The organism is Pseudomonas sp. TH08, from assembly GCF_016651275.1.
Taxonomy (GTDB): domain Bacteria; phylum Pseudomonadota; class Gammaproteobacteria; order Pseudomonadales; family Pseudomonadaceae; genus Aquipseudomonas.
The window spans coordinates 300,027-324,779 of sequence record NZ_JAEKEE010000006.1; the positions used below are offsets into that span (position 1 = coordinate 300,027).

Sequence of the window (24,753 nt, forward strand, 5' to 3'; positions counted from 1 at the left end):
TTGAGAGGGGAAATTTGAAATGTATCGAAGTCGAAAAACCGGCGGTGTTATGCCGCTAGGCGGCAATCCCGATCTCTGAGGCAGATGCAAAACCTCGTGGCGAGGGGATTTATCCCCGTTGGGCTGCGAAGCCGCCCCAATACCGATGAAAGCGGCCCACCGGATACAACGCATTGGATGGCCTTGGGGGCTGCTTCGCAGCCCATCGGGGATAAATCCCCTCGCCACAGGAGTTTTACTTAGCTTTCGGGGTCTTTGCCGACTTCGTATTCACGCAGCTTGTTGGCAATGGTGGTGTGCGAAACCCCCAGCCGCTTGCCCAACTGGCGACTGCTCGGATGCTCGGAATACAGCCGCTCCAGCACTGCCTTCTCGAACCGGCCGACAATTTCGTCGAGCCCGCCCTCCAGCGAAAAATCGCCAAGCGGCTGACGCACGCCGTAATCCGGCAATCGAATGTGCTCAGCCTTTACCGTGCCGCCATCGCACAACGAAACCGCCTGAAACAGCACGTTCTCCAGCTGCCGTACGTTGCCTGGCCAGTGATAGTGACTGAGCCGTTCCATCGCTGCCGGCGCCAGTTTCGGCAGCGAACAACCGATCTGCCGGCTGGCCTGATCAAGGAAATGCTCGACCAGCGGCGTCAACCCGTCGAGGCATTCGCGCAGTGGCGGAATGTGCAGCGACAGCACGTTCAAGCGGTGATACAAATCCTGGCGAAACTCGCCGCGCGCGCACAGTTCGGACAAATCCACCTGCGTCGCGCAAATCACCCGCACGTCCAGATACACCTCTTCGTCGCTGCCGACCCGGCGAAAGCAACCATCTTGCAGGAAGCGCAGCAGTTTCACCTGCAAGCGCGGGCTCATTTCGCCGACGCCATCGAGAAACAGCGTGCCGCCCGCTGTCAGTTCCAGCAGGCCGAGCTTACCCTCCGCACGGGCGCCTTCGAACGCGCCAGGGCCGTACCCAAACAGCTCGGTCTCGGCCATCGATTCCGGCAAACCCGCACAGTTGAGCGCCATCAGCGGCGACTGCCCGCGCGGACTGGCGAGGTGGCAGGCGCGTGCCAGCAATTCCTTGCCGGTGCCGGTTTCACCCTCAATCAATAAAGGCGCATCGAGAGGCGCCATGCGCCGCGCTTCACGCACCACGGCGGCCATGACTTTCGAACTCTGGAAGATGCTGTCGAAGCCACGCAACTCTTGTTTGCGCACGTTATAGATGCGTTCGCCAACACGATCCGCACGGTGCAACGTCAGTACGGCACCGGCCATGGCCTCACTGTCGTCATGCTCTGATTGCAACGGCGCGATGTCAGCCAGAAAGACGTCGCCCTTGACCTTGACCCGCATGCCATTGATGCGCGATTTGTTCGCGCGCACCAGTTCCGGCAAATCGAAATCTTCGGCGTAACGCGACAGCGGAATCCCCGGCACCTCATCCACGCGCACGCCAAGCAACTGCGCCGCCGCGCGGTTGGCGGCGACAATCGAGCCGCCCATGTCGATCGACAGCACCGGAAACTCCAGCGCGCCGAGCAGCGCATTCAACTCCATGTGCCGCCGCTCGCTGGGCATCAGCCCTACCCGCTTGACGCCGAACACACCGGCGATCGACTCAAACTTGGGCCGCAGCGCCTGGAACTGGATGTTGATCAGGTTCGGACAATGCAGATAAATCGCGTTGCCATGCTCACCGCCGACTTCGCCGCGCGCGACGTTGATCCCGTAGGCCACCAGCAGGTTGAGAATGTCGCGCAGGATGCCGATGCGGTTCTGGCAGTGGACTTTGATGCGCATATAAATGACCCGACAATTTGGGGAATTAAACACAACTTCCTGTGGGAGCGAGCCTGCTCGCGAAGGCGCTAGCACATCCACCAATAGAGGCGTCAGGCAGATCGCATTCACGAGCAGGCTCGCTCCCACAAGGGACAGCGCCGCCAGTTTTCTTCGGTGGCGCGCAAACAGTTGTCAAGATTATGTGACAGTCGCCAACCTTTTCAAACCCGCCAATCGCCGCAAACGCGTGATATCGGCCAAAGCGTAACGAATACTTTACGAAATACCGGGAAATTTCCTACGCCAGCATGATTTAACCTACTGCACACCACCCCACTCTCAGGTAATTCTGAATCCATCGCTGGACATAACAAGAACGAATTCCCCTAGCAGGAGAGCAGTATGAAGCAGACGCAATACGTGGCCCGCGAGCCCGATGCGCAAGGTTTTATCGACTACCCCGCCGAAGAACACGCGGTGTGGAACACGCTGATCACTCGCCAACTGAAAGTGATCGAAGGGCGTGCCTGCCAGGAGTACCTGGACGGTATCGAAAAACTCGGTCTGCCCCACGACCGCATTCCGCAACTCGGCGAGATCAACAATGTGCTCGGCGAGACCACCGGTTGGCAGGTCGCCCGTGTACCGGCGCTGATTCCCTTCCAGACCTTCTTTGAATTGCTCGCCAGCAAGCAATTCCCGGTTGCCACGTTTATCCGCACCCGCGAAGAACTGGACTACCTGCAAGAACCGGATATTTTCCACGAGATCTTTGGTCACTGCCCGCTGCTGACCAACCCGTGGTTCGCAGAGTTCACCCACACCTACGGTAAACTCGGTCTGCAAGCGACCAAGGAAGAACGCGTGTACCTGGCGCGTCTGTACTGGATGACCATCGAGTTCGGCCTGGTCGACACCCCGCAAGGTAAACGCATTTACGGCGGCGGCATTCTGTCCTCACCCAAAGAAACCGTTTACTCACTGTCGGATGAGCCTGAGCATCAAGCCTTCGATCCGCTCGAAGCAATGCGCACGCCATACCGCATCGACATCCTGCAACCGCTGTACTTTGTCCTGCCGAACCTCAAGCGCCTGTTCGATGTGGCCCATGAAGACATCATGGCCATGGTCAAACAAGGCATGCAGTTGGGTCTGCATGCGCCGAAATTTCCGCCAAAGCCGAAAGCGGCCTGAACCGTCGCTTTTAGTGACAAGTGAGTCTGTCCGTCGTCGCGGCTTTGGTTTAGCGTGACGGCATTGACGCCCGTAACAGTTCTTATAAAAAAGACACCCGATCTCAGGAATCCAATCATGTCCACATTGAACCAAGCCCACTGCGAAGCCTGCCGCGCCGATGCGCCACAAGTCAGCGACGAAGAACTGCCGATCCTGATCAAGCAGATCCCTGACTGGAACATCGAAGTTCGCGACAGCATCATGCAGCTGGAGAAAGTTTTCCTGTTCAAGAATTTCAAGCACGCGCTGGCGTTCACCAACGCTGTCGGCGAGATCTCCGAGGCCGAAGGTCACCACCCGGGCCTGCTGACCGAGTGGGGCAAAGTCACCGTGACCTGGTGGAGCCACTCGATCAAAGGCCTGCACCGCAACGACTTCATCATGGCTGCGCGCACTGACGAAGTGGCCAAGACCGCAGAAGGACGCAAGTAATGCACTTCGACGCCATCGGCCGGGTCCCCGGCGACCCGATCCTCGGTTTGATGGAGGCGTATGCGCAGGACACTAACCCGCGCAAATTCGACCTCGGCGTTGGCGTCTACAAGGATGCCCAAGGCCTGACGCCGATCCCTGAAGCGGTGAAAATCGCTGAAGCGCGGCTGGTCGAAAGCCAGGACACCAAGACCTACATCGGTGGCCACGGCAATCCGTTGTTCGGCAAAGTCATCAATGAACTGGTGCTCGGTGCCGACTCGAAGCTGATCGCCGAGCAACGTGCCGGCGCCACCCAAACACCGGGCGGCACCGGCGCCTTGCGTCTGGCTGCGGACTTCATCGCCCAGTGCCTGCCGGGCAAAGGCGTATGGCTGAGCAACCCGACCTGGCCGATCCACGAAACGATTTTCGCCACGGCCGGGGTCAAGGTCAGTCACTACCCGTATGTGGGCAGCGACAATCGCCTCGACGTCGACGCCATGCTCGCCGTGCTCAACGACGTGCCGAAGGGCGATGTGGTGTTGCTGCACGCGTGCTGCCACAACCCGACCGGTTTCGACCTGAGCCACGACGACTGGCAGCGCGTGCTCGACGTAGTGCGTAGCCGCAACCTGCTGCCGCTGATCGACTTTGCCTACCAGGGGTTTGGCGACGGCCTGGAACAGGATGCGTGGTCGACACGGTTATTCGCGGCGGAGCTGCCAGAGCTGCTGATCACCAGTTCCTGCTCGAAGAACTTCGGCCTCTATCGCGACCGCACCGGTGCACTGATCGTCTGCGCGAAAAATGCTGACAAGCTCATCGACATCCGTAGCCAACTGGCCAACATCGCCCGCAACCTCTGGTCGACACCACCGGATCATGGTGCGGCTGTTGTCGCGACTATCCTTGCCGACCCGGAGCTGAAAGCGCGTTGGGCGGATGAAGTGGAAGCCATGCGTTTGCGTATCGCGCAGCTGCGCAGCGGTCTGGTCGAAGCGCTGGAGCCGCACGGTTTGCGTGAGCGCTTTGCGCACATTGGCGTGCAGCGTGGCATGTTCTCTTACACCGGTTTGTCGCCGGAGCAAGTGAAGCAACTGCGCGAGCATCACAGCGTGTACATGGTCAGCTCGGGCCGGGCGAACGTCGCCGGTATCGACGCCACGCGCCTCGCCCTGCTGGCCGAAGCCATCGCCAGCGTCAGCAAGTAAATCCCCCTGTAGGAGTGAGCCCTGTGGTGAGGGGATTTATCCCCGACCGGCTGCGAAGCAGCCGTAACCCATTGACCGCGGAGTATCAGACGCTCCGCGATTGCAGGGTTTGGGGCTGCTTCGCAGCCCATCGGGGATAAATCCCCTCGCCATAAAGGCTCGCTCCCACATTTGCATCCTCGGTGATCCTCTGTTCCGCCCCCTGCGGCCATCTGTCGCATTAATTTCAATTAAAAGTCTGATTGTCATTTTTCCTGCTGTATCCTGCGCAGGCTTTCTAAAAGCGCGGATCTACCAGATCTATCAACAGACTTAGCGAGGAGCGCAACCATGCACGAGATTCCTAATCTCCCCTTCCCAAGCCTGCACGTACCTGAGCAGACGACCACGCAACAAGCCGGCGCCCAACAGCCCGAGCCGAAAGAAGCCGTTGAGAGCCGTCCGGCCGACAACGAAGAGTAAGACCCCGTCGTACAGACCGTGTGGAAAGCGCTAACATGCGCTTTCCACACTGCCTGACCCCGAGCCTGCCATGACCGACGAATTCTCTGAAAACCAAGCTGCCATTCTGATCAGCGCCACCGAGAAAATGATCGAGATCTGGAACCGCCTCTCCCCCGAGAAACAAGCCGCCCTGCTCGCCCGTTTCGGCAGTGAAGAAAACGCCCTCGCTGCACTGGTCACCACGCAACTGGTCGCTCCGGCCAAACCGTGAAGTCGCCACCCGGCAAATAGTTTTACTTTTCCCGCCCCAGATTCGTCCGCGCCGGTATCATGAGCAGCCTATCTAATCTGCCGCTCCCGTGGATCGTTACCCATGTCGTTTTCTATGTCAGAGCCCCAGCGCCCCCTGGCGGTTACGCTGCAAGTCGTCTCCATCGTCCTCTTCACCTTTATCGGCTACCTGAACATCGGCATTCCGCTGGCAGTGTTGCCGGGTTACGTCCACAGCGACCTCGGTTTCGGCGCGGTGATCGCCGGGCTGGTGATCAGCGTGCAATACCTCGCCACCCTGCTTAGCCGTCCATACGCCGGCAAGATCATCGACAACAAGGGCAGCAAACTGGCGGTGATGTACGGCCTGGCCGGTTGCGGTTTGAGCGGTGTGTTCATGCTGATCTCGGCGTGGACGCCGAACATGCCGATGCTCAGCCTGATCAGTTTGTTGATCGGTCGACTGGTGTTGGGCAGCGCGGAAAGCCTCGTCGGTTCCGGTTCGATTGGCTGGGGCATCGGCCGCGTCGGCGCGGCGAACACCGCCAAGGTGATTTCCTGGAACGGCATCGCCAGTTACGGCGCGCTGGCAATCGGCGCACCGTTCGGCGTGTGGCTGGTCAGCCGTCTGGGCCTGTGGAGCATGGGCGTCAGCATCATCCTGCTGGCGATCATCGGCTTGCTGCTGGCGTGGCCGAAAACGGCGGCACCGATTGTTGTCGGCGAACGCCTGCCATTCATGCATGTGCTCGGCCGCGTCTTCCCTCACGGCTGCGGCCTGGCACTGGGCTCGATTGGCTTCGGCACCATCGCCACCTTCATCACCCTGTATTACGCCACGCAGCATTGGGACAATGCGGTGCTGTGCCTGAGCCTGTTCGGCGCCAGTTTCATCGGTGCGCGGCTGTTGTTCGGCAACCTGATCAACCGTCTCGGAGGCTTTCGCGTGGCGATAGCCTGTCTGTCGGTAGAAACACTCGGCCTGTTACTGCTGTGGCTGGCACCAGACGCTCACTGGGCGTTGGCCGGCGCGGCGTTGAGCGGTTTTGGCTTCTCGCTGGTATTCCCGGCGCTGGGCGTGGAAGCAGTGAACCTGGTGCCCGCCTCCAGCCGTGGTGCGGCGGTCGGGGCTTATTCGCTGTTCATCGATTTGTCGCTGGGCATCACCGGACCGTTGGCCGGAGCGATTGCGGCGGGATTCGGCTTTGCTTCGATCTTCCCGTTCGCCGCCCTCGCCTCGCTGAGCGGCCTGGGGTTGAGCGTCTATCTATACAAGCACACTGCCAAGTATCGCGAAGACTAGAAATCCACCTTGCCACGCCCGGCCTTGATGCTGCCGCGCTTGGTTTTCGATTCAAGCCGACGCTTCTTTGAACCAAGTGTCGGCTTGGTCGGGCGGCGTTTCTTTTCGACCTTGGTGGCGCTGAGAATCAGCTCGACCAGTCGTTCCAGCGCATCGGCACGGTTGGCTTCCTGCGTACGATATTGCTGCGCCTTGATGATCAACACGCCGTCGCTGGTGATGCGACTGTCGCGCAGCGCCAGCAGGCGTTCCTTGTAGAACTCGGGCAAGGACGAGGCCGGAATGTCGAAGCGCAAGTGCATGGCGCTGGAGACCTTGTTGACGTTCTGCCCACCGGCGCCCTGGGCGCGGATGGCCGTCAATTCGATCTCGGCATCCGGCAGATGCACATTGTTGGAAATCACCAGCATGGAAAAGCGTCCGTATTCAGAGCGCGCAGGATACCGCGAAACCGCTCCCGAACCTGCCGAAGATCCACTGTGCAAGCGAGCCTGCTCGCCATTTGAATCGGACCCTCACCGTGTTTGGGTTACCATTCAGGCTTTTGCACTCACTACATCAATGCAGGAAGCATAAGCATGACCAACAAAGCAGTTATCGTTTTCAGCGGCGGACAGGACTCGACCACCTGTTTGATCCACGCCCTGACTCATTACGATGAAATTCACTGCATCACGTTCGACTATGGTCAGCGTCATCACGCGGAAATTGAAGTTGCGCAGCAACTCTCCAAAAAGCTCGGCGTGACCGTACATAAAACGCTGGACGTGTCACTGCTCAATGAACTGGCCATCAGCAGCCTGACACGCGATAACATACCGGTCCCGACCGTGAACAGCTCCGGCGAAACGCTGCCAAGCACCTTTGTACCGGGGAGGAACATTCTGTTTCTGACCCTCGCCTCTATCTATGCTTATCAAATTCAAGCCAAAACAGTCATTACCGGTGTTTGTGAAACGGATTTCTCGGGCTACCCTGATTGCCGGGACGAGTTCGTCAAAGCACTGAATAAAGCCCTTGAACTGGGCATGGATTATAAGCTGCAACTGGATACGCCATTGATGTGGCTGAACAAGGCTGAGACTTGGGCGTTGGCTGATTACCACCATCAATTGGATCTGGTTCGCGAAGAAACACTGACTTGTTATAACGGCATCAAAGGTGTCGGCTGCTCCGATTGCGATGCCTGCAATCTTCGCGCAAAAGGTTTGAATGAGTTCCTGAACAATAAAGAGCAGGTTAGTCACAGCCTGAAAGCAAAACTAAACCTGAAATAAACCACAGCAAGAAGCGCTCACTCGGCATGACAACAACAACCTGCCGAGTGAGCGCTATCGCTTCTTTATTGCGTCTGAGCACCCGTCAGATATTTCTTGAACAAAGACCTTGCGCCGTAAGCAGGCAAGATATTGAAGAATGCGAAGCCTACCTTGATTGCGATCTGAACGTAGATCATGCCCAGAATCGCGCTATTCTCCATCGTTCCGTAAAAAGCGATGTAGCAGAAAAGAAAACTGTCGATGATCACCGCAAACAACGTACTTAAAAACACCCGCAAAAACAGGAATCTTGAATTTGTCAGCTCTTTGATTTTGCACAACAAATAAGAATTTATATTCTCCGAAACCAGAAACGATACAGAAGACGCTACCAGGACGGCGGACAACTGACTGATCACATCATTGTAGGCGCCATCGAGCTTCCAACCCGGCAGCCCTGGAAGATGCGTCGTAATGGCCAACAGAATGATAATGGCGGCGTTGCTGATGAATGCGAACAGTATCGCCTTTCGAGCAAGCCTTAGGCCAAACGTCTCATTGAGCAAATCCACGATCAGAAACGTCAGCGGATAAAGGAAGGTACCCGGCGTTACGACGATATCAAAATATTCCAGATAAATAGGCTTCGTCGCGGCAATACTGGTGAAGATATAGAGCGTGAACAACATCAGGTTCAGGATGATGTAGATCATCCAGGAACCCTCATGGCGGTCATTGATTTCGTAGGCGGTAAGTGCCCCGCCCTGGGAGTAGAATTTCTTGTAGAGGTTTTTCACTTCTATTTTATTCAGATTATCCATAATCTCACTATTCAACACTTCACTGAGCTTTATTTTAATTATCTTGCCTGTCGCAATCACCATGATAACGGCCAGGCTTTTTCCGTTTTCGAATCCCAGCAACTTGTACTTGCTGTTTTCCATTTCAACACTGCAATCCATTAAATCGTTCCTCGATTATATCCCCGATCACACACACCCGATCTGTATCAACGCCGCCCTCATGATTGATCGAAAACCTCCCTGTGATTTTGTCATACACCAGCTTTTCCCTGTCACTGTTCGAAGTTCCTTTCTGCACGATCAATAGATCGCCCACCTCGTGCAAACCACTTATTTCATTTTCCAGCAGCACGCCAATCAGATTAAAAGAAGTACCGAAGTAATAGGTCAATGGATAGAGGGTCGCCAACTCACCAATTCTTTTATCGAGACTCTGGATGACCAGACTTTCCTTGATCACCGGCACGGCGGCCGGGTTCATATTGCCCTGCGGAGAGATGCTGCTTTCGATGATTTCCTTTTCTTCAAAATCAATCGTTTCTATTTCCTCGTAGGACACCCCGAAGAAATCAGAAATCTTGCGAACCGTGGAATGCTGTACGTTGACCACCTTGCCTTCGAGAATGTTATAGATGGTCGTTCGGGTCAAACCACTGGAACTGCACAATGACAACTGAGTTTCGCCACGACTCTTTATCAAGTACTTGATATTGTTTTTGAGATTCTCCGATCTTTCTTTTCTGTGCATAAATGCTTACCATCTTTTTATAAAGGCAATTAGAAACACGCCACGAACGAGCATTCAGTGGTCACACAGGAAAACCATGCAGATAGTTGTACTGGTATTGGAACCGCCAGCGATCATAGCATTCTCCATCCTTGGTTTCGGTACAAACGTCAGTTACTTCACGACGTGTACCGACTCGTTAGTTCTGGCCGTCATCAACCGTACACCCTTCCCGACGCATTTTTACACCTTCCAGCACTAAAAAAAGAATCATTTTATTTGAACAATGTTCATTTTTCTGATTAATTTTCTGGCGTTCCTCACCGAAAAACCTATGATGCGTCGAGCTTCCCTTCTCCGATCAGCGATCGAAAACGCAGGAGCAGTGGTGGCTTGTACAGGCGTCAGTTTTGCGCGCATTGCCCGCAAAACACGGAATGCGCCTGTACCGGTTGGCACGTACGGATGTACGCACAGATGTGAAACCAAGGAAGCCGCGCTGTTGACCGCAGCGCGCAACATACATGGAAGGAATACAAGCAATGGCAGTCAATACTGAACCGCTCAAGAACCAGGCTGACTTAGTGCAACGTGGCCTGACGGATCTTCGTGCCGAAGACGCTGAGCTGGCGGCAATTCTCGATGCCGAAGTCACACGTCAACAGCGAACGCTGTCACTGGTCTCCTCCTGCGCAGCCCAGCCTCGAACCTTGGTGGCATCCGCCTCAGCGCTGGTCAACGTGACCGCCGAAGGCATGCCCGGCAGGCGCCAGGGCGCAGGCTGCGAGAACGTCGACCTGGTCGAAACGCTGGCCATTCGCAGAGCGCGAGAGCTGTTCGGCGCCCAATACGCCAATGTGCAATCACACTCGTCCTCGAACGCCACTTACCAGGTGCTCACGGCCTTGCTGGAGCCTGGAGATACCCTTTTGGGCATGGCCGTCGAACACGGCGGTGATCACACGCAGGGCAGCGCCGCGGCATTCTCCGGCGCTTACTACAAGGCGATTCAGTACGGCACGACGTCAGAAGGCCTGATCGATTACGACAAGGTACGCAGACTGGCGCTCGCTCATCGCCCGCGCGTCATCCTCTGCGGTGCGACCGCCTACTCGCGAGTCGTGGATTTCGAGCGGTTTCGCGAGATTGCCGATGAAGCCGGGGCGATCCTGCTGGCGGACATTTCGCAGATTGCCGGACTGGTCGCCACCGGGCGGCACCCGAGCCCGATCGACTTCGCACACGTCACCACGACGTGCACGCACACGCAACTCGCCGGGCCTCGCGGTGGCCTGATCCTTTCCGGTCGCGATGCCGATACCAAGATTCCCGGCTTGAGGACGACCTTCAGGCGCCTCCTCGATCAAGCCGTTTATCCACGCATGCAGGACGCGCCCGCCGCCAATATTATCGCGGCCAAAGCAGCTGCGCTGGGCTACGCGCAGTCCGCGCAGTTCGATGCCTGCATGGAGCGGATTCGACGCACGGCAGATGCAATGGCCAGCGCATTTCAGGCACAGGATTATGAAGTTGTCGGTGGCCGCAGTGAAAACCACACTGTGCTGATTCGCTTGCGTGGCGGCATCACTGGCGTCATCGCGCAGTCGGCGCTGGAGCAATGCGGGATCATCGTCAACAAATACCGCGTACCGGGTGAGACGCGATCTTCACTGATCACCAGTGGGCTGCGTATCGGCACCGCAGCCTTGGCGCAACGTTACCTTGATGGCGAAGAATGTCGCGCGGTCGTCGACTTGATTTGCCGGATCCTCGACAACGTGATGCCACTTGGCGAGCAGGATTACACGCTGGAATCTGCGCTAGCGGAACAGTTCCGATTGCAGGTCGAAGGATTGTGCACGAACTACCCCATCGCCGATTACGTGTAACCGCGCGATAGACTGGCGAACACAAAAAACCCGGCGCTCAGGCCGGGTTTCTTGTTTGTGCGTTAACGCTTACTTGGCAGCACCTGCCGCGTGCACGGCTTGCTGCGCACCGCGCTTGTTCTTGATCACGTAGCAGACCCACATGAACACGACCCACAGCGGAATCGCATACACCGAGATCTGGATGCCCGGGATCAGCAGCATCACACCCAGGATGAACGCCACGAACGCCAGGCAGACGTAGTTGCCATACGGATACCACAGGGCCTTGAACAGCGGCGTCTGGTTTGTCTTGTTCATGTGCTGGCGGAACTTGAAGTGCGAGAAGCTGATCATCGCCCAGTTGATCACCAGGGTCGCGACCACCAGCGACATCAGCAACTCAAGCGCGTGCTGCGGCATCAGGTAGTTGAGCAACACAGCAACCAGCGTTACCGCTGCGGAGGCCAGAATCGAACGCACCGGCACGCCGCGCTTGTCGATCTTCGCCAGACCTTTCGGCGCATCGCCCTGCTCGGCCATGCCCAGCAACATGCGGCTGTTGCAGTAGGTGCCACTGTTGTACACCGACAACGCCGCGGTCAGCACCACGAAGTTGAGAATGTGCGCGGCGGTGTTGCTGCCGAGCATCGAGAACACTTGCACGAACGGGCTGCCGCTGTAGGAATCGCCGGAAGCGTTGAGGGTTTCCAGCAGGCTGTCCCATGGGGTCAGCGACAGCAGAATCACCAGCGCGCCGATGTAGAAAATCAGGATCCGGTAGATGACCTGATTGATCGCTTTCGGGATCACGGTTTTCGGCTTGTCGGCTTCCGCTGCGGTGAAACCGAGCATTTCCAGGCCGCCGAAGGAGAACATGATGATCGCCATCGCCATCACCAGCCCGCTGACGCCGTTGGGGAAGAATCCACCGTGCGACCACAGGTTGCTCACCGAGGCTTGCGGGCCACCGTTGCCGCTGACCAGCAGGTAGCTACCCAGCGCAATCATGCCGACAATCGCCACGACCTTGATGATCGCGAACCAGAATTCGGCTTCACCGAAGACTTTGACGTTGGCCAGGTTGATCGCGTTGATCAGCACAAAGAAAGCCGCCGCGGATACCCAGGTCGGGATGTCCGGCGCCCAGTAGTGAATGTACTTGCCGACTGCGGTCAGCTCGGACATGCCCACCAGAATGTACAGAATCCAGCAGTTCCAGCCCGACAGGAAGCCAGCGAAGCCGCCCCAATACTTGTGCGCAAAATGGCTGAAGGAACCGGCCACCGGCTCTTCGACGATCATTTCGCCGAGCTGGCGCATGATCATGAAGGCGATGAAGCCGCAGATGGCGTAGCCGAGGATCATCGACGGGCCCGCGGATTTCAGCACCCCGGCCGAGCCGAGGAACAATCCGGTACCGATCGCGCCACCGAGGGCGATCAGTTGAATGTGGCGATTTTTCAGGCCGCGTTTCAGCTCGCCTGATTGCGAGGGTTGTCCACTCATGAAAAAGGTCTCACGCAAGGTTTGATGATGTTCAGTAGACGTTGCTGCAAGGTTGCGATTTCAAGCAGCCCTGATCAAACCCCAGCGCAGGCACCAGGAGTTCAGCTTATTTACAACGGTCATGCGTCACCTGTTTGTTTTTATCTGTGACGAAATCGAACCCGACACGCTTGTGACGCGGCGGAGTGAACAAGGCGGATAGCCTTGAGATTTGCGCGATTACGCAGAGGGTCACAGTTAAAACGCGGCGCATTGTACACCGCTAACCCCCTGCTGCCAGACCCCGCTGGATCAGCGTGTCGGTTGCCGGGATTGCGTGTGTCCGCCTCGAGAGGTTCGAGCGGCTGCAAAATTTGAGTCAGGCCTTTGCAGGCCATCGACGGGGACGAGGAAAAAACCGTCCCACGGAGAGAAGTGGAGATCAGTCACGGCGTTCATTGCGCCTCCTTCTTGTTATGCGCCTGCACGACAGGCATGAGGCGCATCTCACCCTTCAAACGACTCTGAAACAAGCGCGCTAGAGCCCTGCGCAGCGCCTGACCCGACGGGCTTCGGCAGCTTTTCCTTACACCGGCGAATTGCGCGGTGTTCCATTGGGTTTTAGCGGGATTTTCGTAAACATTTATTTACAGTGCGTAACGTAAAATTTCCACTTCAGACATTTCCGTCAGACGTCTGCAAATTGACGGTAGCTAGCTTGCTAATGAAAACGGCCACTTAGTTTTTTGTTTTTAAATAAGAAAACAGCACTTGGAAAACAGAATAAAAAGTTCATTTAAAAATTAAATAAATAATTTTTTGCATTACAAAAGTCCCTGAACTAGGTTCTTCACGTCTTGCCGGCCACCTCGACCGGCCAGTCACAACCGTGAAAGTCATCTAGGAGATCGACCATGCAAGCACTGGAAAAAGACTTGGATACCGAACTGCAACTGGACGAATGGTTTGAAGCACCGACCCATGAGGCCGCCGTAGAAATGATGCAAGCTGATGCGGTCGTTCCGTTCGGCACGGCGATGTGGCCTCTGTAAGACATCCCGGGCAGGCACGATCCGGCCGGTCGTGCCTGCCGCTTTTTTCTCGGTCAGTCAGGGAGGACTCATGGATAAGCCCCGCGCGATCTCGCATTTCCTTTACTACCTCGAACATCACCCTGCCCTCGCCGGTCTCGAATCGGCGCAGGTATTGCTCGGCCACACTGCCGATTACGAGGCATTGACGGGCGCTATCGCCGAACAGGCTGGCGACCATCCCCGCTTCCAATTCAGCGCACGGCGCCTGGATCTGGAAAGCACCGCAGCGCTGACGGCGGCAATTACCGACAGCGATCTGTACATTTTCTTCTACGACTCTTCCACCCTGCCCCACCCACGTCCCGACGGCCCGGAGTTCGTCCGTGCGCTGCAAGCGGTGATGGCGGAAAACTGGAAGAAGTCGCTGCTGTTCAAGGATTACGGCGATTATTTCTACGATACGTTCAGTGTCACCCCGCAACGCATCGCGGGCTTGAACAGCCATTTGATTCAGCGCATGTCCCAGGCGACGACGCTGAGTTTCAAAGATGACGAGGGCTCATGGTTCGAAACGCCGTTGAGCAGCATCAAGAAGTGGACGGACATCAATGGCGTCGGCAACTTCGACCTGGCGCCCGGTGAGATCGCCACCCACAGTGAAGAAATCAATGGCCATGTGAAGTTCAAGGGCACCTTCCTCAGCACCATTCCGTTTGCACGCAAATATGGCGTACTCGAATCACCGCTGGAGCTATGGATCGAAAACTCGACCATCAGCCGCATCGCCACGGATGTGCCGGGACTGGAGCTTGATTTCAACAGGTACCTGGACGCCAATCCGTCGAACCGGCGGATTGAGGAACTGGGGATTGGCACCAATGAAGGCGTGAAGGATCTTTATGCGCGCAATGCCGGGTTTGAAGAGCGCCATTGTGGGTTGCACCTGGGGCTTGGGGGCGGGGCCAAGGGCAGCCATCATCTGGATCTGATCTTTTCTGGCGGAGTGTTGGCGCTGGATGACAAGCCGTTGTTTGACGGACGGTTTGTGTTCTAAGTCTGGAATCGATGGTGCTGCTTCAGGCCTCATCGCTGGCAAGCCAGCTCCCAGAGGGTTTTGTGTTATTCACAGATGTTATGTGCACCAATGAAACCTGTGGGAGCGAGCCTGCTCGCGAAGAGGCCGGATCGGGCAACACAAATCTTCTGGCAGACGAAAAAAAACGCCAACGCTGCGGTTGGCGTTTTCGCTTTAGCTTGAAGCTTGTCGCTAGAAGCTCACAGCTGCCTTATTCCGGCTTTTTGCGACCGAAACCTGGACGCTGACCGGAACCTGCCGGTGCACCGCGTCGCTTGCCCGACGGCTTGTCACCGTCGACCAGCTTGATGCCCGGACGCTTCGGCGCAGGCTTGGCCGGACGCTTGTTGGTAGTGTCCGCTGGACGATCCGCCACTGGCGTACCACGACCGGCAGGAGCCCCACGTTCGCCACCCTCAGTGCGACCGTTGGCCGGACGCGGAGCGCGCTCGCCGTCACGGGCGACTGGCTTGCGACCTGGGCGCTCGCCTTCGATCTGCGGCTCACGGCTCGGACGAGGGCCAGTCGGCGCGCCAGCGGCTGGACGCAGCGTGCGTACGCGCTCGGTCTTGCCCATCGGACGCGACGATTTACGCTGCATACGCTCAAGTTTGTCTTTGCTCTTGGCGTTCAGTTGCGGCATTGCCACCGGCGTCAGGCCGACTTCAGCACTCAGAATGTCGACTTCGTACTGGCTCATTTCGCGCCAGCGGCCCATCGGCAGGTCAGAATTGAGGAACACCGGACCGAAACGCACGCGCTTCAGACGGCTGACCACCAGACCTTGCGATTCCCACAGACGACGAACCTCACGGTTACGACCTTCCATCACCACGCAGTGATACCAGTGGTTGAAGCCTTCGCCACCCGGTGCCTGTTTGATGTCGGTGAACTTCGCCGGGCCGTCTTCCAGCACGACGCCGGCCTTCAGGCGCTCGATCATTTCGTCGTCGACTTCACCGCGTACGCGCACGGCGTATTCACGGTCCATCTCGTAGGACGGGTGCATCAGGCGGTTGGCCAGCTCACCGTCGGTGGTGAACATCAGCAAGCCAGTGGTGTTGATGTCGAGACGACCGATGTTGATCCAGCGGCCTTCTTTCGGACGCGGCAGCTTGTCGAACACGGTCGGACGGCCTTCCGGGTCGTCACGGGTGCAGATCTCGCCATCGGGTTTGTTATACATGATCACGCGGCGGACCGATTCGGCAGCCTCTTCGCGCTTGATCACCTTGCCATCAATGGTGATGGCGTCGTGCATGTCGACGCGCAGACCGAGGGTGGCGTCTTTGCCATTGACCTTGATCCGGCCCTGGCTGATCCAGGACTCCACGTCACGGCGCGAGCCAACGCCGATACGGGCGAGGACTTTCTGCAGTTTTTCGCCTGCTGGGCCGATTTCCTGGTCGTCTTTCTGATTGATGTCACTCATCTGGGCACCTCCCGGTGTGGTCTGTTCAACCGCCCGGAGTTGGGCGCCTGAAGCATAAAAATCTGGGTTCTTCGCCGAAGGGATCAGCAAAGGGTCGCGAATCATACGCGGATGTGAGCCGTCGCGCATCAGAGACTAGTCGATCACAACACGGTTATTTCTTTTTCCGCCGACCGGCGCCGCCGAGTTTGATCAGGCGCAGTGCAGCTTCGGCCAGCACGGTGCGCTTGTCGTCCTTGTCGAGTTTCTTCCAGGCTTTGATTTCGCGTTTACTGCGGCCGCAACCGACGCAGATGTCGTCGGTGAATTTGCAGACGCTGATGCACGGGTCTTTTGTTGAGCTCATACCTATCCTTCAACACAATTCCTGTAGGAGCTGAGCTTGCTCGCGAAAGCGCTGTGTCAGTCACATTAATGGTGTCTGACACTCCGCTTTCGCGAGCAAGCTCAGCTCCTACAAAAGAACGAGCAGCGGTCAGTCTTCGAACTCGCGGCGTTCGGCTTCGATGGCTTCGGCCAGGGCGCGGGCTTCGGCTTCTTCTTCGCTCAGTTCGGGTTCTGGCGCGGATTGTCCGAGGGCGGCGACAGCGGCCAACAGCTTTTCGCGGGCTTCGGCGACGCCAAGAATGTCCTCTTCCCGTTCGGCTTCTGGCTCGGCTTCAAGTTCAACTTCGATGGTTGGCTCGGCGATCTGTGGTTCAGACTCAGTCTTGATTTCTGCTTCAACCGTCGGTGCCTCGCCATCGGCGGCATCACGCAGCAAATCGTCGAAGTCGGTCTTGATCCCCTCTTCCATGCTGTCCAGTTCGAGCAGCAAGGTATGGAAACTGGTCTCTTCCTTCTCCTCTTCCGGCTCGGCGCTGGCGTCGACCCGTTCCTGCAAGCTCTGCGGCACCGGGGCGTCGTCGAAATCGAGCACCGGATCGGTTTCCATTTCGCGCAGTTCGGCCAGCGGCGGCAGGTCTTCAAGGTTCTTCAGGTTGAAGTGATCGAGAAATGCTTTGGTGGTAGCGAACATCGCCGGTTTGCCCGGCACGTCGCGATAGCCGACGACGCGAATCCACTCGCGTTCCAGCAAGGTTTTGACGATGTTGCTGTTGACCGCCACACCGCGCACGTCTTCGATCTCGCCGCGGGTGATCGGTTGGCGATAAGCGATCAACGCGATGGTTTCCAGCATCGCACGGGAATAACGCTGCGGACGCTCCTCCCAGAGTCGGCCGACCCACGGCGAAAATCTCTCGCGGATCTGCAAACGGTAGCCCGACGAGACTTCCTTGAGCTCGAACGCGCGGCCCTCGCAGGATTTGCCCAAGAGGGTCAGGGCTTTTTTGAAGACCGCAGGCTCGGGCCGTTCGCCTTCTTCGAACAGTTCAAAGAGGCGTTCCAGGGATTGCGGCTTTCCCGAGGCCAACAGAAAGGCTTCTAGCAGGGGCGCCAGCTCGCGGGGTTCAGTCAGGTTCATGTTTCGACTCGTTATTCGGCTCGGGCTCGCACGTGGATCGCGGCGAACGGCTCATTCTGCACCAGCTCGACCAAGGATTCCTTGACCAGTTCAAGGATCGCCATAAAGGTCACCACCACACCCAAGCGACCCTCTTCGGCGGTAAACAGCTCGACGAACGGTACAAAACCGCCGCCCTTGAGCCGCTCCAGCACATCGCTCATGCGTTCGCGGGTAGACAGCGCCTCACGGCTGACCTGGTGGCTTTCAAACATGTCACCACGGCGCAGCACTTCGGCCATGCACATCAAAATCTCTTCCAGCGCGACATCCGGCAACAGCTTGCGCGCGCGGGCTTCAGGCGCGTCGAGTTTGGGCACGATCACGTCGCGGCCAACCCGGCTCAGGCCATCGATACCTTCGGCGGCCGCCTTGAAACGCTCGTATTCCTGCAAGCGGCGGATCAGTTCGGCGCGCGGGTCATCCTCTTCGTCTTCGACGGTTTCGGCCCGTGGCAGGAGCATGCGCGACTTGATCTCGGCGAGCATCGCGGCCATTACCAGGTACTCGGCGGCGAGTTCCAGGCGCACCGACTGCATCAACTCGACATACCCCATGTACTGGCGGGTGATTTCCGCCACAGGGATGTCGAGGATGTTGATGTTCTGTTTGCGGATCAGGTACAGCAGCAGGTCGAGCGGGCCTTCAAAGGCCTCAAGGAAAACTTCCAGCGCATCCGGCGGGATATACAGGTCGAGCGGCATTTCCATGACCGCCTGGCCGTAGACCATGGCAAACGGCAGTTCCTGCTGGGCGCCGGCCTGGGGATCGACAACGGTTTCCACTGCGGACATTCAGGCCTCGACCATGAACGGCGTCGGATCGCCGCAACCGACGCGAACCACTTCCGGATCGTCGCCAGTCAGGTCGACTACCGTGGAGGCTTTGATGCCACCGAAACCGCCGTCGATGATCAAGTCCACCTGGTGTTCAAGCAACTGGCGCATTTCGTATGGATCGCTCAACGGATCTTCATCACCCGGCATGATCAGCGTGACGCTCATCAGCGGCTCGCCCAGCTCTGCCAACAACGCCAGCGCAATCGGATGGCTGGGCACACGCAGGCCGATGGTGCGCTTCTTCGGATGCAGCAGCAGGCGCGGCACTTCGCGGGTGGCGTTGAGAATGAAGGTGTAAGGCCCCGGCAGATGCGCCTTGAGAATGCGAAAGGTGCCGGTGTCGATCTTGGCGTAGTTGCCCAGTTGTGAGAGGTCACTGCAGATCAGCGCGAAATTGTGCTTTTCATCGAGCTGGCGCAGGCGTCGCACGCGCTCGATCGCGGTCTTGTCGCCGATCTGGCAACCGATGGCGTAGGAAGAGTCCGTGGGATAAACCACCACCCCGCCCTTGCGGATGATCTCGACCGCCTGTTTTATCAGGCGCGCTTGTGGGTTCTCCGGATGTATCTGGAAAAATTGACTCACATTTTCTACCTGTTCAGACGGCGGCAATATCTGTGTCATGTTTGAACCGACACCACAGGGGTGGAAGGTCCTCGGGAACCGGCCGGTACTGGCCGATCTCGGACCAGCCGCCAGGACCATGGAAGTCACTGCCGGCACTGACCAGCAGACCGAACTCACGGGCAAGGATTGCCAGGCTGCCGACCTGTTCCGCAGGCTGATGGCCATTGACCACCTCGATTGCATGCCCGCCCGCTTGAATATAGTCGGCAATCAGCTTTCGGCGCTTGCTGCGGGTGAAATCGTAGTGCCATGGATGCGCCAGGCTGACCCAGGCGTTGGCGGCACGCAGCGTGCCGACGGTGTCTTCAAGTGTCGGCCAGTGCAATTTGACGTCGCCCAGCTTGCCGGCGCCCAGCCACTTGCGGAACGCCTCGGCGCGATCCTTGACGAAACCTTCACGCACCATCCAGTCGGCGAAATGCGGACGGGCCGGCGCGTTGCCGCTGTCGCCCAGTTCCTGCTGGATCTTGCGGGCGCCGTCGAGGGCGCCGGGCATGCCTTTGAGGGCGAGCTTGCGGCTTATTTCTTCCGACCGCAGCCAGCGGCCATCGTGCAATTTGGCGATGGCCTCGACCAATGGCGCGGCGTTGACGTCGAAGCCGTAACCCAGCACGTGAATGGTCGCGCCGCCCCAGGTGCAGGACAACTCGACGCCGTTGACCAGTTGCATGCCCAGTTCATTGGCGGCCGTGCGTGCTTCGGCGAGGCCTTCGAGGGTGTCGTGGTCGGTCAACGACAGGACTCGCACGCCGTTTTCGAACGCACGCGCAACCAGAACCGCAGGCGCCAGGGCGCCATCGGAGGCCGTGCTATGGCAGTGCAAATCAACATTCACGGGGAGTTGTAACCTCAAATCAGCTGGCGCTATCGCGCGCCCATATGTTTGTTATTATGCCGCCACATCCAGCTTCTGGCTCTCACTGTGAAACAATTCATCGATTTCATCCCGCTTCTGCTGTTCTTCATCGTTTACAAACTTGATCCACGGGTCGTTGACATCGCTGGCCATGAACTCACTGTAGGCGGTATTTACAGCGCCACCGCGATGCTGATCATCAGCTCCCTGGTGGTGTACGGCGTGCTCTTCATCAAACAGCGCAAGCTGGAAAAAAGCCAATGGCTGACCCTGATCGCCTGCCTCGTGTTCGGCAGCCTGACTCTGGCCTTCCACAGCGAGACTGTCCTGAAATGGAAAGCCCCGGTGGTCAACTGGCTGTTCGCGCTGGCCTTTATCGGCAGCCACTTCATCGGTGACCGCCTGCTGATCAAGCGCATCATGGGCCACGCGCTGACCCTGCCAGATCCGGTCTGGACCCGCCTGAACATCGCCTGGATCGTTTTTTTCCTGTTCTGCGGCGCTGCCAACCTGTTCGTCGCCTTCACCTTCCAGAGCATCTGGGTCGACTTCAAGGTGTTCGGCAGCCTGGGCATGACCGTCGTGTTCCTGGTCGCACAGGGTATTTACCTGTCACGCCATCTGCATGATGCCGATAACACAACAACTCCAAAAACCGAGGACTGACATGCTCTACGCAATCATTGCCACCGACGTCGCCAACTCACTGCAAGCACGCCTGGCCGCGCGCCCTGCGCATCTGGAACGCCTGCAAGCGCTCAAGGGCGAAGGCCGCATCGTATTGGCCGGCCCACACCCGGCCGTCGACAGCAATGATCCGGGCGCAGCGGGTTTCACTGGCAGCCTGATCGTTGCCGAGTTCGATTCCCTGAGCGCCGCTCAGGCCTGGGCTGATGCCGATCCGTACATCGCCGCGGGTGTGTATGCCAACGTGGTCGTCAAACCGTTCAAACAAGTCCTCCCTTAAAAGTCCTGCGGTGAGGGGATTTATCCCCTCACCGCCTGCGACATTGCCTCTGGCAATGAACCTTCCTGGTTCTTGCCGCTCTCAATCGCTCATTATTCTCGTTTGCCTGCCGACAACCTGCCCAATATCCATTTGGAAGCAGGTGTCGCGATGCGCAAGGGTCCGTTGTGTCTGATGTTGGTCACGTTGTCGATCATGGCCCCCGCCCATGGTGAGGAAACCACCGAAGGCGGCAGCTCCACGCCATTGTCGTTAAGCGCCGGCAGCCAGATCACCGAGTTGCAGCAGCGCCTGAAAGCGAGCGAGCAGCAGCGGGAAGAGTTGAGCAAACAACTGCAAAGTGCCGACACTGCGCGCGAAAGCGCACAGCTTGCCCGGTTGCGCCAAGAGAACCAGCGCCTCAAGCTGCAACTCAAGGAAGCCCAGGCGAGTCCCCTGCCGCGTCTGTTGACCGATCAACAGCAGTGGTTCGTCACGGGAGCCGGAGTAGCGCTATTGGCGCTGCTCTGCGGTATCTTTGCCAGTGGAGCAAGCCGAAAACGTCGGCAATGGCTAAATTGAGTGAGTCATGAGCGAGCTGTTATTGATTGATGATGACCAGGAGTTGTGTGAACTCCTGAGTAGCTGGTTGAGCCAGGAAGGCTTCCAGGTGCGCGCCTGCCACGACGGTCAGAGCGCCCGCAAGGCGCTGGCCGAAACCGCCCCGGCGGCGGTGGTGCTGGACGTGATGCTGCCCGACGGCAGTGGTCTGGAACTGCTCAAGCAATTGCGTGCCGATCACGCCGACCTGCCAGTGCTGATGCTCTCGGCCCGTGGCGAGCCGCTGGATCGTATCCTCGGCCTGGAACTCGGCGCCGACGATTACCTGGCCAAACCGTGCGACCCGCGTGAACTGACCGCCCGCCTGCGCGCCGTGTTGCGCCGCAGTCACCCGGCTGCCGTCTCGACGCAGCTGGAACTGGGCGACTTGAGCTTCAGCCCGGTGCGTGGCGTGGTCAGCATCGACGAGAAAGAACTGACCCTCACCGTTTCCGAAAGCCGTCTGCTCGAGGCCCTGCTCAAACAGCCGGGCGAGCCGCTGGACAAACAGGAACTGGCGCAGATCGCCTTGGGCCGCAAGCTGACCCTGTACGACCGCAGCCTCGACATGCACGTCAGTAACCTGCGCAAAAAGATCGGCCCGCACCCGGACGGTCGCCCACGCATCGTCGCCCTGCGCAGCCGCGGTTACTACTACAGCCTCTGAAGCAGCACATCCTCCCGCACATGGAGATAACGAAACATCGCCGCCTCTGTAGGAGCTGCCGAAGGCTGCGATCTTTTGATCTTGTTCGTTAAAAGCAAAATCAACAGATCGCAGCCTTCGGCAGCTCCTACATGGCATGTGTGTAAGGTTGGGCGCGAAGCGTCTTTACCCAAGCTTTACGTAGCGCTGACCGCCGCTGACCTTGATCTCCGTAATCTGAACTCATCCGGAACGTACCGGGAACGAGACAAGGAGATACACCATGCGCAAGACTCTTATCGCTCTGATGTTCGCTGCCGCTCTGCCAACCGTCGCCATGGCCATGCCGCAAGATGGCGGCCCGATGGGTGGCCCGATGGACGGCGCTCGCCACGGCGGTCAGATGCACGGCATGCACGGCAAAGGCCCGTACAGCCAACTCGACCTGTCCCGCGAACAGCGCGAGCAGATCCGCAAGATCATGGGCGAGCAGATGCACGAGCGTAAGCAAGTGGTCGACAAGTACCTGGAAAAACTCTCGCCAGCCGACCAGAAAGCCCTGAAGGACGAGATGGCGGCCAACCACAAGAAAGCCGAATCCGATGTCCGCGCCGTGCTGAAACCGGATCAACAGAAGAAATTCGACGAGATCCAGAAGAAACAGGCTGAGCGTCGCGCCGAATGGGCCGAGTTCAAGGCGTGGAAAGCGCAACAGCCGCAAAAAGCGCAATAATGCAGTAACCCCGAACCCGACGGCCAACGCCGTCGGGTTTGCCTTTGTGGCGAGGGGATTTATCCCCGTTCGGCTGCGGAGCAGTCGCCAAATCATTGCATGCGATATTTCTGATGTTTCTCAATCGCAGGTTTTGGGGTCGCTGCGCGACCCAACGGGGATAAATCCCCTCGCCACAGGAGCCGCATCCAACATGGGCTTTTATGTTTGATTGAGGATTTTCTGTGCGTTCACTGTTCTGGCGTATTCTCGCGAGCTTCTGGCTGGCCATTGCATTGGTGGCCGGGTTGTCCATTTTGCTCGGGCACATGCTCAATCAGGACGCGTGGATTCTCAGCCGTCACCCGGGCCTCAACACTCTGGCCGCTGAATGGACGCAGTCCTACGAAGCCCAGGGCGAAGAAGCTGCCCAGGACATCCTCGAACAACGCAAACGCCAATATCACATCGACGTCCAGGTGCTCAACGAATCCGGCGATCCGGTGGTGCGCGGCACCTTCCCGCGTCGCGCCGCGGCGTTTGAAGCGAGGCAGAACAACGATGACCGTCGCCTGCCATGGCGGCGCCTGACCGACGAATTCACCAGCGACAAAACCGGCGACACCTACCTGTTCATCTACCGCATCCCACACCCGGAACTCGACGCCTGGCACCGCGAAAGCCTGCTCTGGCCCCTGAGTGCGCTGGGCATTGCGCTGGTGGTGCTGACGTTGTTCAGCTTGTTGGTGACCTTCTCCATCACCCGTCCGCTCAGCCGATTACGCGGCGCGGTGCATGATTTGGGACAAGCCACTTATCAACAGAACAGCCTGGCGAAACTGGCCAATCGTCGCGATGAGTTCGGCGTGCTCGCCACCGATTTCAATCGCATGGGCGCACGCCTGCAAAGTTTGATCGGCAGCCAACGGCAACTGCTGCGCGATGTTTCCCATGAGCTGCGCTCACCGTTGGCGCGGTTGCGTATTGCTTTGGCGCTGGCCGAGCGGGCCAATCCTGAGGAGCGTGAGAAACTCTGGCCACGGCTGACTCGCGAGTGCGATCGGCTGGAAGCGTTGATCAGCGAAATTCTGGTGCTGGCGCGGGTCGATGCCGATAACGCCAGCGCTGAAGACGTAGACCTGAATGCGCTGCTCGGCACGCTGCAGAAGGATGCGCAACTGGGCTCACCGGAGCAGACCGTCCGCCTGGACGCCGAACCCCAGCTGAACCTCAAGGGCTGGCCGACGATGATTGAACGAGCCGTCGACAACCTGCTACGCAATGCCCAGCGCTTCAACCCTGAAGGTCAGGCGATTGAAATGCGGGCTTCCCGTCAGGGTGAAAAAATCACTGTGAGCGTGCGCGACCATGGGCCGGGCGTGCAGGCAGAGCATTTGAGCCAGTTGGGCGAGCCGTTTTATCGTGCGCCGGGGCAGACGGCGGCGGGGCATGGTTTGGGTCTGGCGATTGCCCGCCGAGCAGCGGAACGGCATGGCGGGAGTCTGACGCTGGCCAATCATCCGCAGGGCGGGTTTATTGCCAGCCTCGAATTGCCGCTGGTGCCCGGTGCAGTGGTTCAGCCGTAGATTTTCGATGATGCAAAAAGATCGCAGCCTTCGGCAGCTCCTACAGGAAAACGCATTCCAATGCAGGAGCTGCCGCAGGCTGCGATCTT

Annotated in this window: 27 protein-coding genes; 16 read left to right on the forward strand and 11 right to left on the reverse strand. The window is 58.2% G+C overall.

Features of this window, described 5'->3' with window-relative positions:
• Window positions 1–239 precede the first annotated feature (239 nt).
• Window positions 240–1,802, reverse strand: a complete 1,563-nt coding sequence (locus JFT91_RS27690) for a sigma-54-dependent transcriptional regulator (RefSeq protein ID WP_201234460.1) — start codon at window positions 1,800–1,802, stop codon at window positions 240–242.
• A gap of 384 nt (window positions 1,803–2,186) precedes the next feature.
• On the opposite strand from JFT91_RS27690, the gene phhA reads away from it, so the two are divergent.
• The 6 genes from phhA to JFT91_RS27715 all read left to right on the forward strand — a co-directional run bounded on the left by phhA (window position 2,187) and on the right by JFT91_RS27715 (window position 6,662).
• Window positions 2,187–2,978, forward strand: a complete 792-nt coding sequence (phhA, locus tag JFT91_RS27695) for a phenylalanine 4-monooxygenase (protein WP_201234461.1) — start codon at window positions 2,187–2,189, stop codon at window positions 2,976–2,978.
• A gap of 117 nt (window positions 2,979–3,095) precedes the next feature.
• Window positions 3,096–3,452 (forward strand): 4a-hydroxytetrahydrobiopterin dehydratase, encoded by a 357-nt coding sequence (locus JFT91_RS27700; protein ID WP_003222798.1) that lies wholly within the window; start codon window positions 3,096–3,098, stop codon window positions 3,450–3,452.
• Entirely contained in the window at window positions 3,452–4,645 is a 1,194-nt protein-coding gene (locus tag JFT91_RS27705; RefSeq protein ID WP_201234462.1) for an amino acid aminotransferase, read from the forward strand. Before JFT91_RS27700 ends, JFT91_RS27705 begins: the two co-directional genes overlap by 1 nt.
• A gap of 330 nt (window positions 4,646–4,975) precedes the next feature.
• Window positions 4,976–5,107, forward strand: coding sequence for a hypothetical protein (locus tag JFT91_RS29900; protein ID WP_008088845.1), 132 nt, complete (start codon window positions 4,976–4,978; stop codon window positions 5,105–5,107).
• 70 nt (window positions 5,108–5,177) lie between these two features.
• Window positions 5,178–5,360 carry a hypothetical protein gene (locus JFT91_RS27710; RefSeq protein WP_201149128.1) on the forward strand — a complete coding sequence of 61 codons (183 nt, stop codon included), beginning with the start codon at window positions 5,178–5,180 and terminating at the stop codon, window positions 5,358–5,360.
• Between the two features lie 114 nt (window positions 5,361–5,474).
• A complete protein-coding gene (locus tag JFT91_RS27715; protein ID WP_201234732.1) occupies window positions 5,475–6,662 on the forward strand; it encodes an MFS transporter in 1,188 nt (395 codons plus the stop codon).
• Here JFT91_RS27715 and arfB read toward each other — a convergent pair.
• Window positions 6,659–7,072: an alternative ribosome rescue aminoacyl-tRNA hydrolase ArfB gene (gene arfB / locus JFT91_RS27720; RefSeq protein ID WP_007920134.1), complete on the reverse strand. Its 414-nt coding sequence runs from the start codon at window positions 7,070–7,072 to the stop codon at window positions 6,659–6,661. The genes JFT91_RS27715 and arfB overlap by 4 nt on opposite strands.
• Before the next feature lie 168 nt (window positions 7,073–7,240).
• Here arfB and queC point away from each other — a divergent pair, with 168 nt between their 5' ends.
• The gene (gene queC, locus JFT91_RS27725; protein WP_201201697.1) at window positions 7,241–7,939 is read left to right on the forward strand and encodes a 7-cyano-7-deazaguanine synthase QueC; all 699 of its coding nucleotides are present in this window, start codon (window positions 7,241–7,243) and stop codon (window positions 7,937–7,939) included.
• A 65-nt stretch (window positions 7,940–8,004) separates the two neighbouring features.
• Here queC and JFT91_RS27730 read toward each other — a convergent pair whose 3' ends face one another.
• Window positions 8,005–8,883 (reverse strand): queuosine precursor transporter, encoded by an 879-nt coding sequence (locus tag JFT91_RS27730; RefSeq protein ID WP_201201690.1) that lies wholly within the window; start codon window positions 8,881–8,883, stop codon window positions 8,005–8,007.
• Window positions 8,867–9,472, reverse strand: a complete 606-nt coding sequence (locus JFT91_RS27735; protein WP_201201688.1) for a helix-turn-helix transcriptional regulator — start codon at window positions 9,470–9,472, stop codon at window positions 8,867–8,869. The genes JFT91_RS27730 and JFT91_RS27735 overlap by 17 nt, the downstream gene beginning before the upstream one ends.
• A gap of 521 nt (window positions 9,473–9,993) precedes the next feature.
• Here JFT91_RS27735 and glyA point away from each other — a divergent pair.
• Window positions 9,994–11,340, forward strand: a complete 1,347-nt coding sequence (glyA, locus tag JFT91_RS27740) for a serine hydroxymethyltransferase (protein ID WP_201234463.1) — start codon at window positions 9,994–9,996, stop codon at window positions 11,338–11,340.
• Window positions 11,341–11,409: 69 nt separating this feature from the next.
• Here the strand turns inward: glyA and JFT91_RS27745 are convergent, their stop codons facing one another.
• On the reverse strand, window positions 11,410–12,828 hold the full coding sequence (locus tag JFT91_RS27745) for an amino acid permease (protein WP_201234464.1): 1,419 nt from the start codon (window positions 12,826–12,828) through the stop codon (window positions 11,410–11,412).
• An 893-nt stretch (window positions 12,829–13,721) separates the two neighbouring features.
• On the opposite strand from JFT91_RS27745, the gene JFT91_RS27750 reads away from it, so the two are divergent.
• Together JFT91_RS27750 and JFT91_RS27755 are read left to right on the forward strand one after the other, a co-directional pair.
• Window positions 13,722–13,859, forward strand: coding sequence for a hypothetical protein (locus JFT91_RS27750; protein WP_003222780.1), 138 nt, complete (start codon window positions 13,722–13,724; stop codon window positions 13,857–13,859).
• Window positions 13,860–13,929: 70 nt separating this feature from the next.
• Window positions 13,930–14,895 carry a M29 family metallopeptidase gene (locus JFT91_RS27755; RefSeq protein ID WP_201234465.1) on the forward strand — a complete coding sequence of 322 codons (966 nt, stop codon included), beginning with the start codon at window positions 13,930–13,932 and terminating at the stop codon, window positions 14,893–14,895.
• A 232-nt stretch (window positions 14,896–15,127) separates the two neighbouring features.
• Here JFT91_RS27755 and rluB read toward each other — a convergent pair whose 3' ends face one another.
• From rluB to JFT91_RS27785, 6 genes are all read right to left on the reverse strand, one after another.
• The gene (rluB, locus tag JFT91_RS27760; RefSeq protein WP_201234466.1) at window positions 15,128–16,348 is read right to left on the reverse strand and encodes a 23S rRNA pseudouridine(2605) synthase RluB; all 1,221 of its coding nucleotides are present in this window, start codon (window positions 16,346–16,348) and stop codon (window positions 15,128–15,130) included.
• A gap of 154 nt (window positions 16,349–16,502) precedes the next feature.
• A complete protein-coding gene (locus JFT91_RS27765) occupies window positions 16,503–16,694 on the reverse strand; it encodes a DUF1289 domain-containing protein (RefSeq protein WP_201227483.1) in 192 nt (63 codons plus the stop codon).
• Between the two features lie 129 nt (window positions 16,695–16,823).
• A complete protein-coding gene (gene scpB, locus JFT91_RS27770; RefSeq protein WP_201234467.1) occupies window positions 16,824–17,813 on the reverse strand; it encodes an SMC-Scp complex subunit ScpB in 990 nt (329 codons plus the stop codon).
• Between the two features lie 11 nt (window positions 17,814–17,824).
• The gene (locus JFT91_RS27775) at window positions 17,825–18,646 is read right to left on the reverse strand and encodes a segregation and condensation protein A (protein WP_024012074.1); all 822 of its coding nucleotides are present in this window, start codon (window positions 18,644–18,646) and stop codon (window positions 17,825–17,827) included.
• Entirely contained in the window at window positions 18,647–19,276 is a 630-nt protein-coding gene (locus JFT91_RS27780) for an L-threonylcarbamoyladenylate synthase (RefSeq protein ID WP_126361175.1), read from the reverse strand.
• Window positions 19,277–19,289: 13 nt separating this feature from the next.
• On the reverse strand, window positions 19,290–20,153 hold the full coding sequence (locus JFT91_RS27785; RefSeq protein ID WP_053118270.1) for a PHP domain-containing protein: 864 nt from the start codon (window positions 20,151–20,153) through the stop codon (window positions 19,290–19,292).
• A gap of 87 nt (window positions 20,154–20,240) precedes the next feature.
• Here JFT91_RS27785 and JFT91_RS27790 point away from each other — a divergent pair, with 87 nt between their 5' ends.
• The 6 genes from JFT91_RS27790 to JFT91_RS27815 all read left to right on the forward strand — a co-directional run bounded on the left by JFT91_RS27790 (window position 20,241) and on the right by JFT91_RS27815 (window position 24,664).
• On the forward strand, window positions 20,241–20,840 hold the full coding sequence (locus JFT91_RS27790; protein ID WP_201227486.1) for a septation protein A: 600 nt from the start codon (window positions 20,241–20,243) through the stop codon (window positions 20,838–20,840).
• A 1-nt stretch (window position 20,841) separates the two neighbouring features.
• Window positions 20,842–21,141 (forward strand): YciI family protein, encoded by a 300-nt coding sequence (locus JFT91_RS27795; protein ID WP_201227487.1) that lies wholly within the window; start codon window positions 20,842–20,844, stop codon window positions 21,139–21,141.
• 150 nt (window positions 21,142–21,291) lie between these two features.
• On the forward strand, window positions 21,292–21,702 hold the full coding sequence (locus JFT91_RS27800) for an SH3 domain-containing protein (RefSeq protein WP_008088823.1): 411 nt from the start codon (window positions 21,292–21,294) through the stop codon (window positions 21,700–21,702).
• Between the two features lie 7 nt (window positions 21,703–21,709).
• Window positions 21,710–22,387, forward strand: a complete 678-nt coding sequence (locus JFT91_RS27805) for a response regulator transcription factor (RefSeq protein ID WP_201227488.1) — start codon at window positions 21,710–21,712, stop codon at window positions 22,385–22,387.
• Window positions 22,388–22,649: 262 nt separating this feature from the next.
• Entirely contained in the window at window positions 22,650–23,099 is a 450-nt protein-coding gene (locus tag JFT91_RS27810) for a Spy/CpxP family protein refolding chaperone (protein ID WP_129390772.1), read from the forward strand.
• Between the two features lie 224 nt (window positions 23,100–23,323).
• Window positions 23,324–24,664 (forward strand): ATP-binding protein, encoded by a 1,341-nt coding sequence (locus tag JFT91_RS27815; protein WP_201234468.1) that lies wholly within the window; start codon window positions 23,324–23,326, stop codon window positions 24,662–24,664.
• Window positions 24,665–24,753 lie beyond the last annotated feature (89 nt).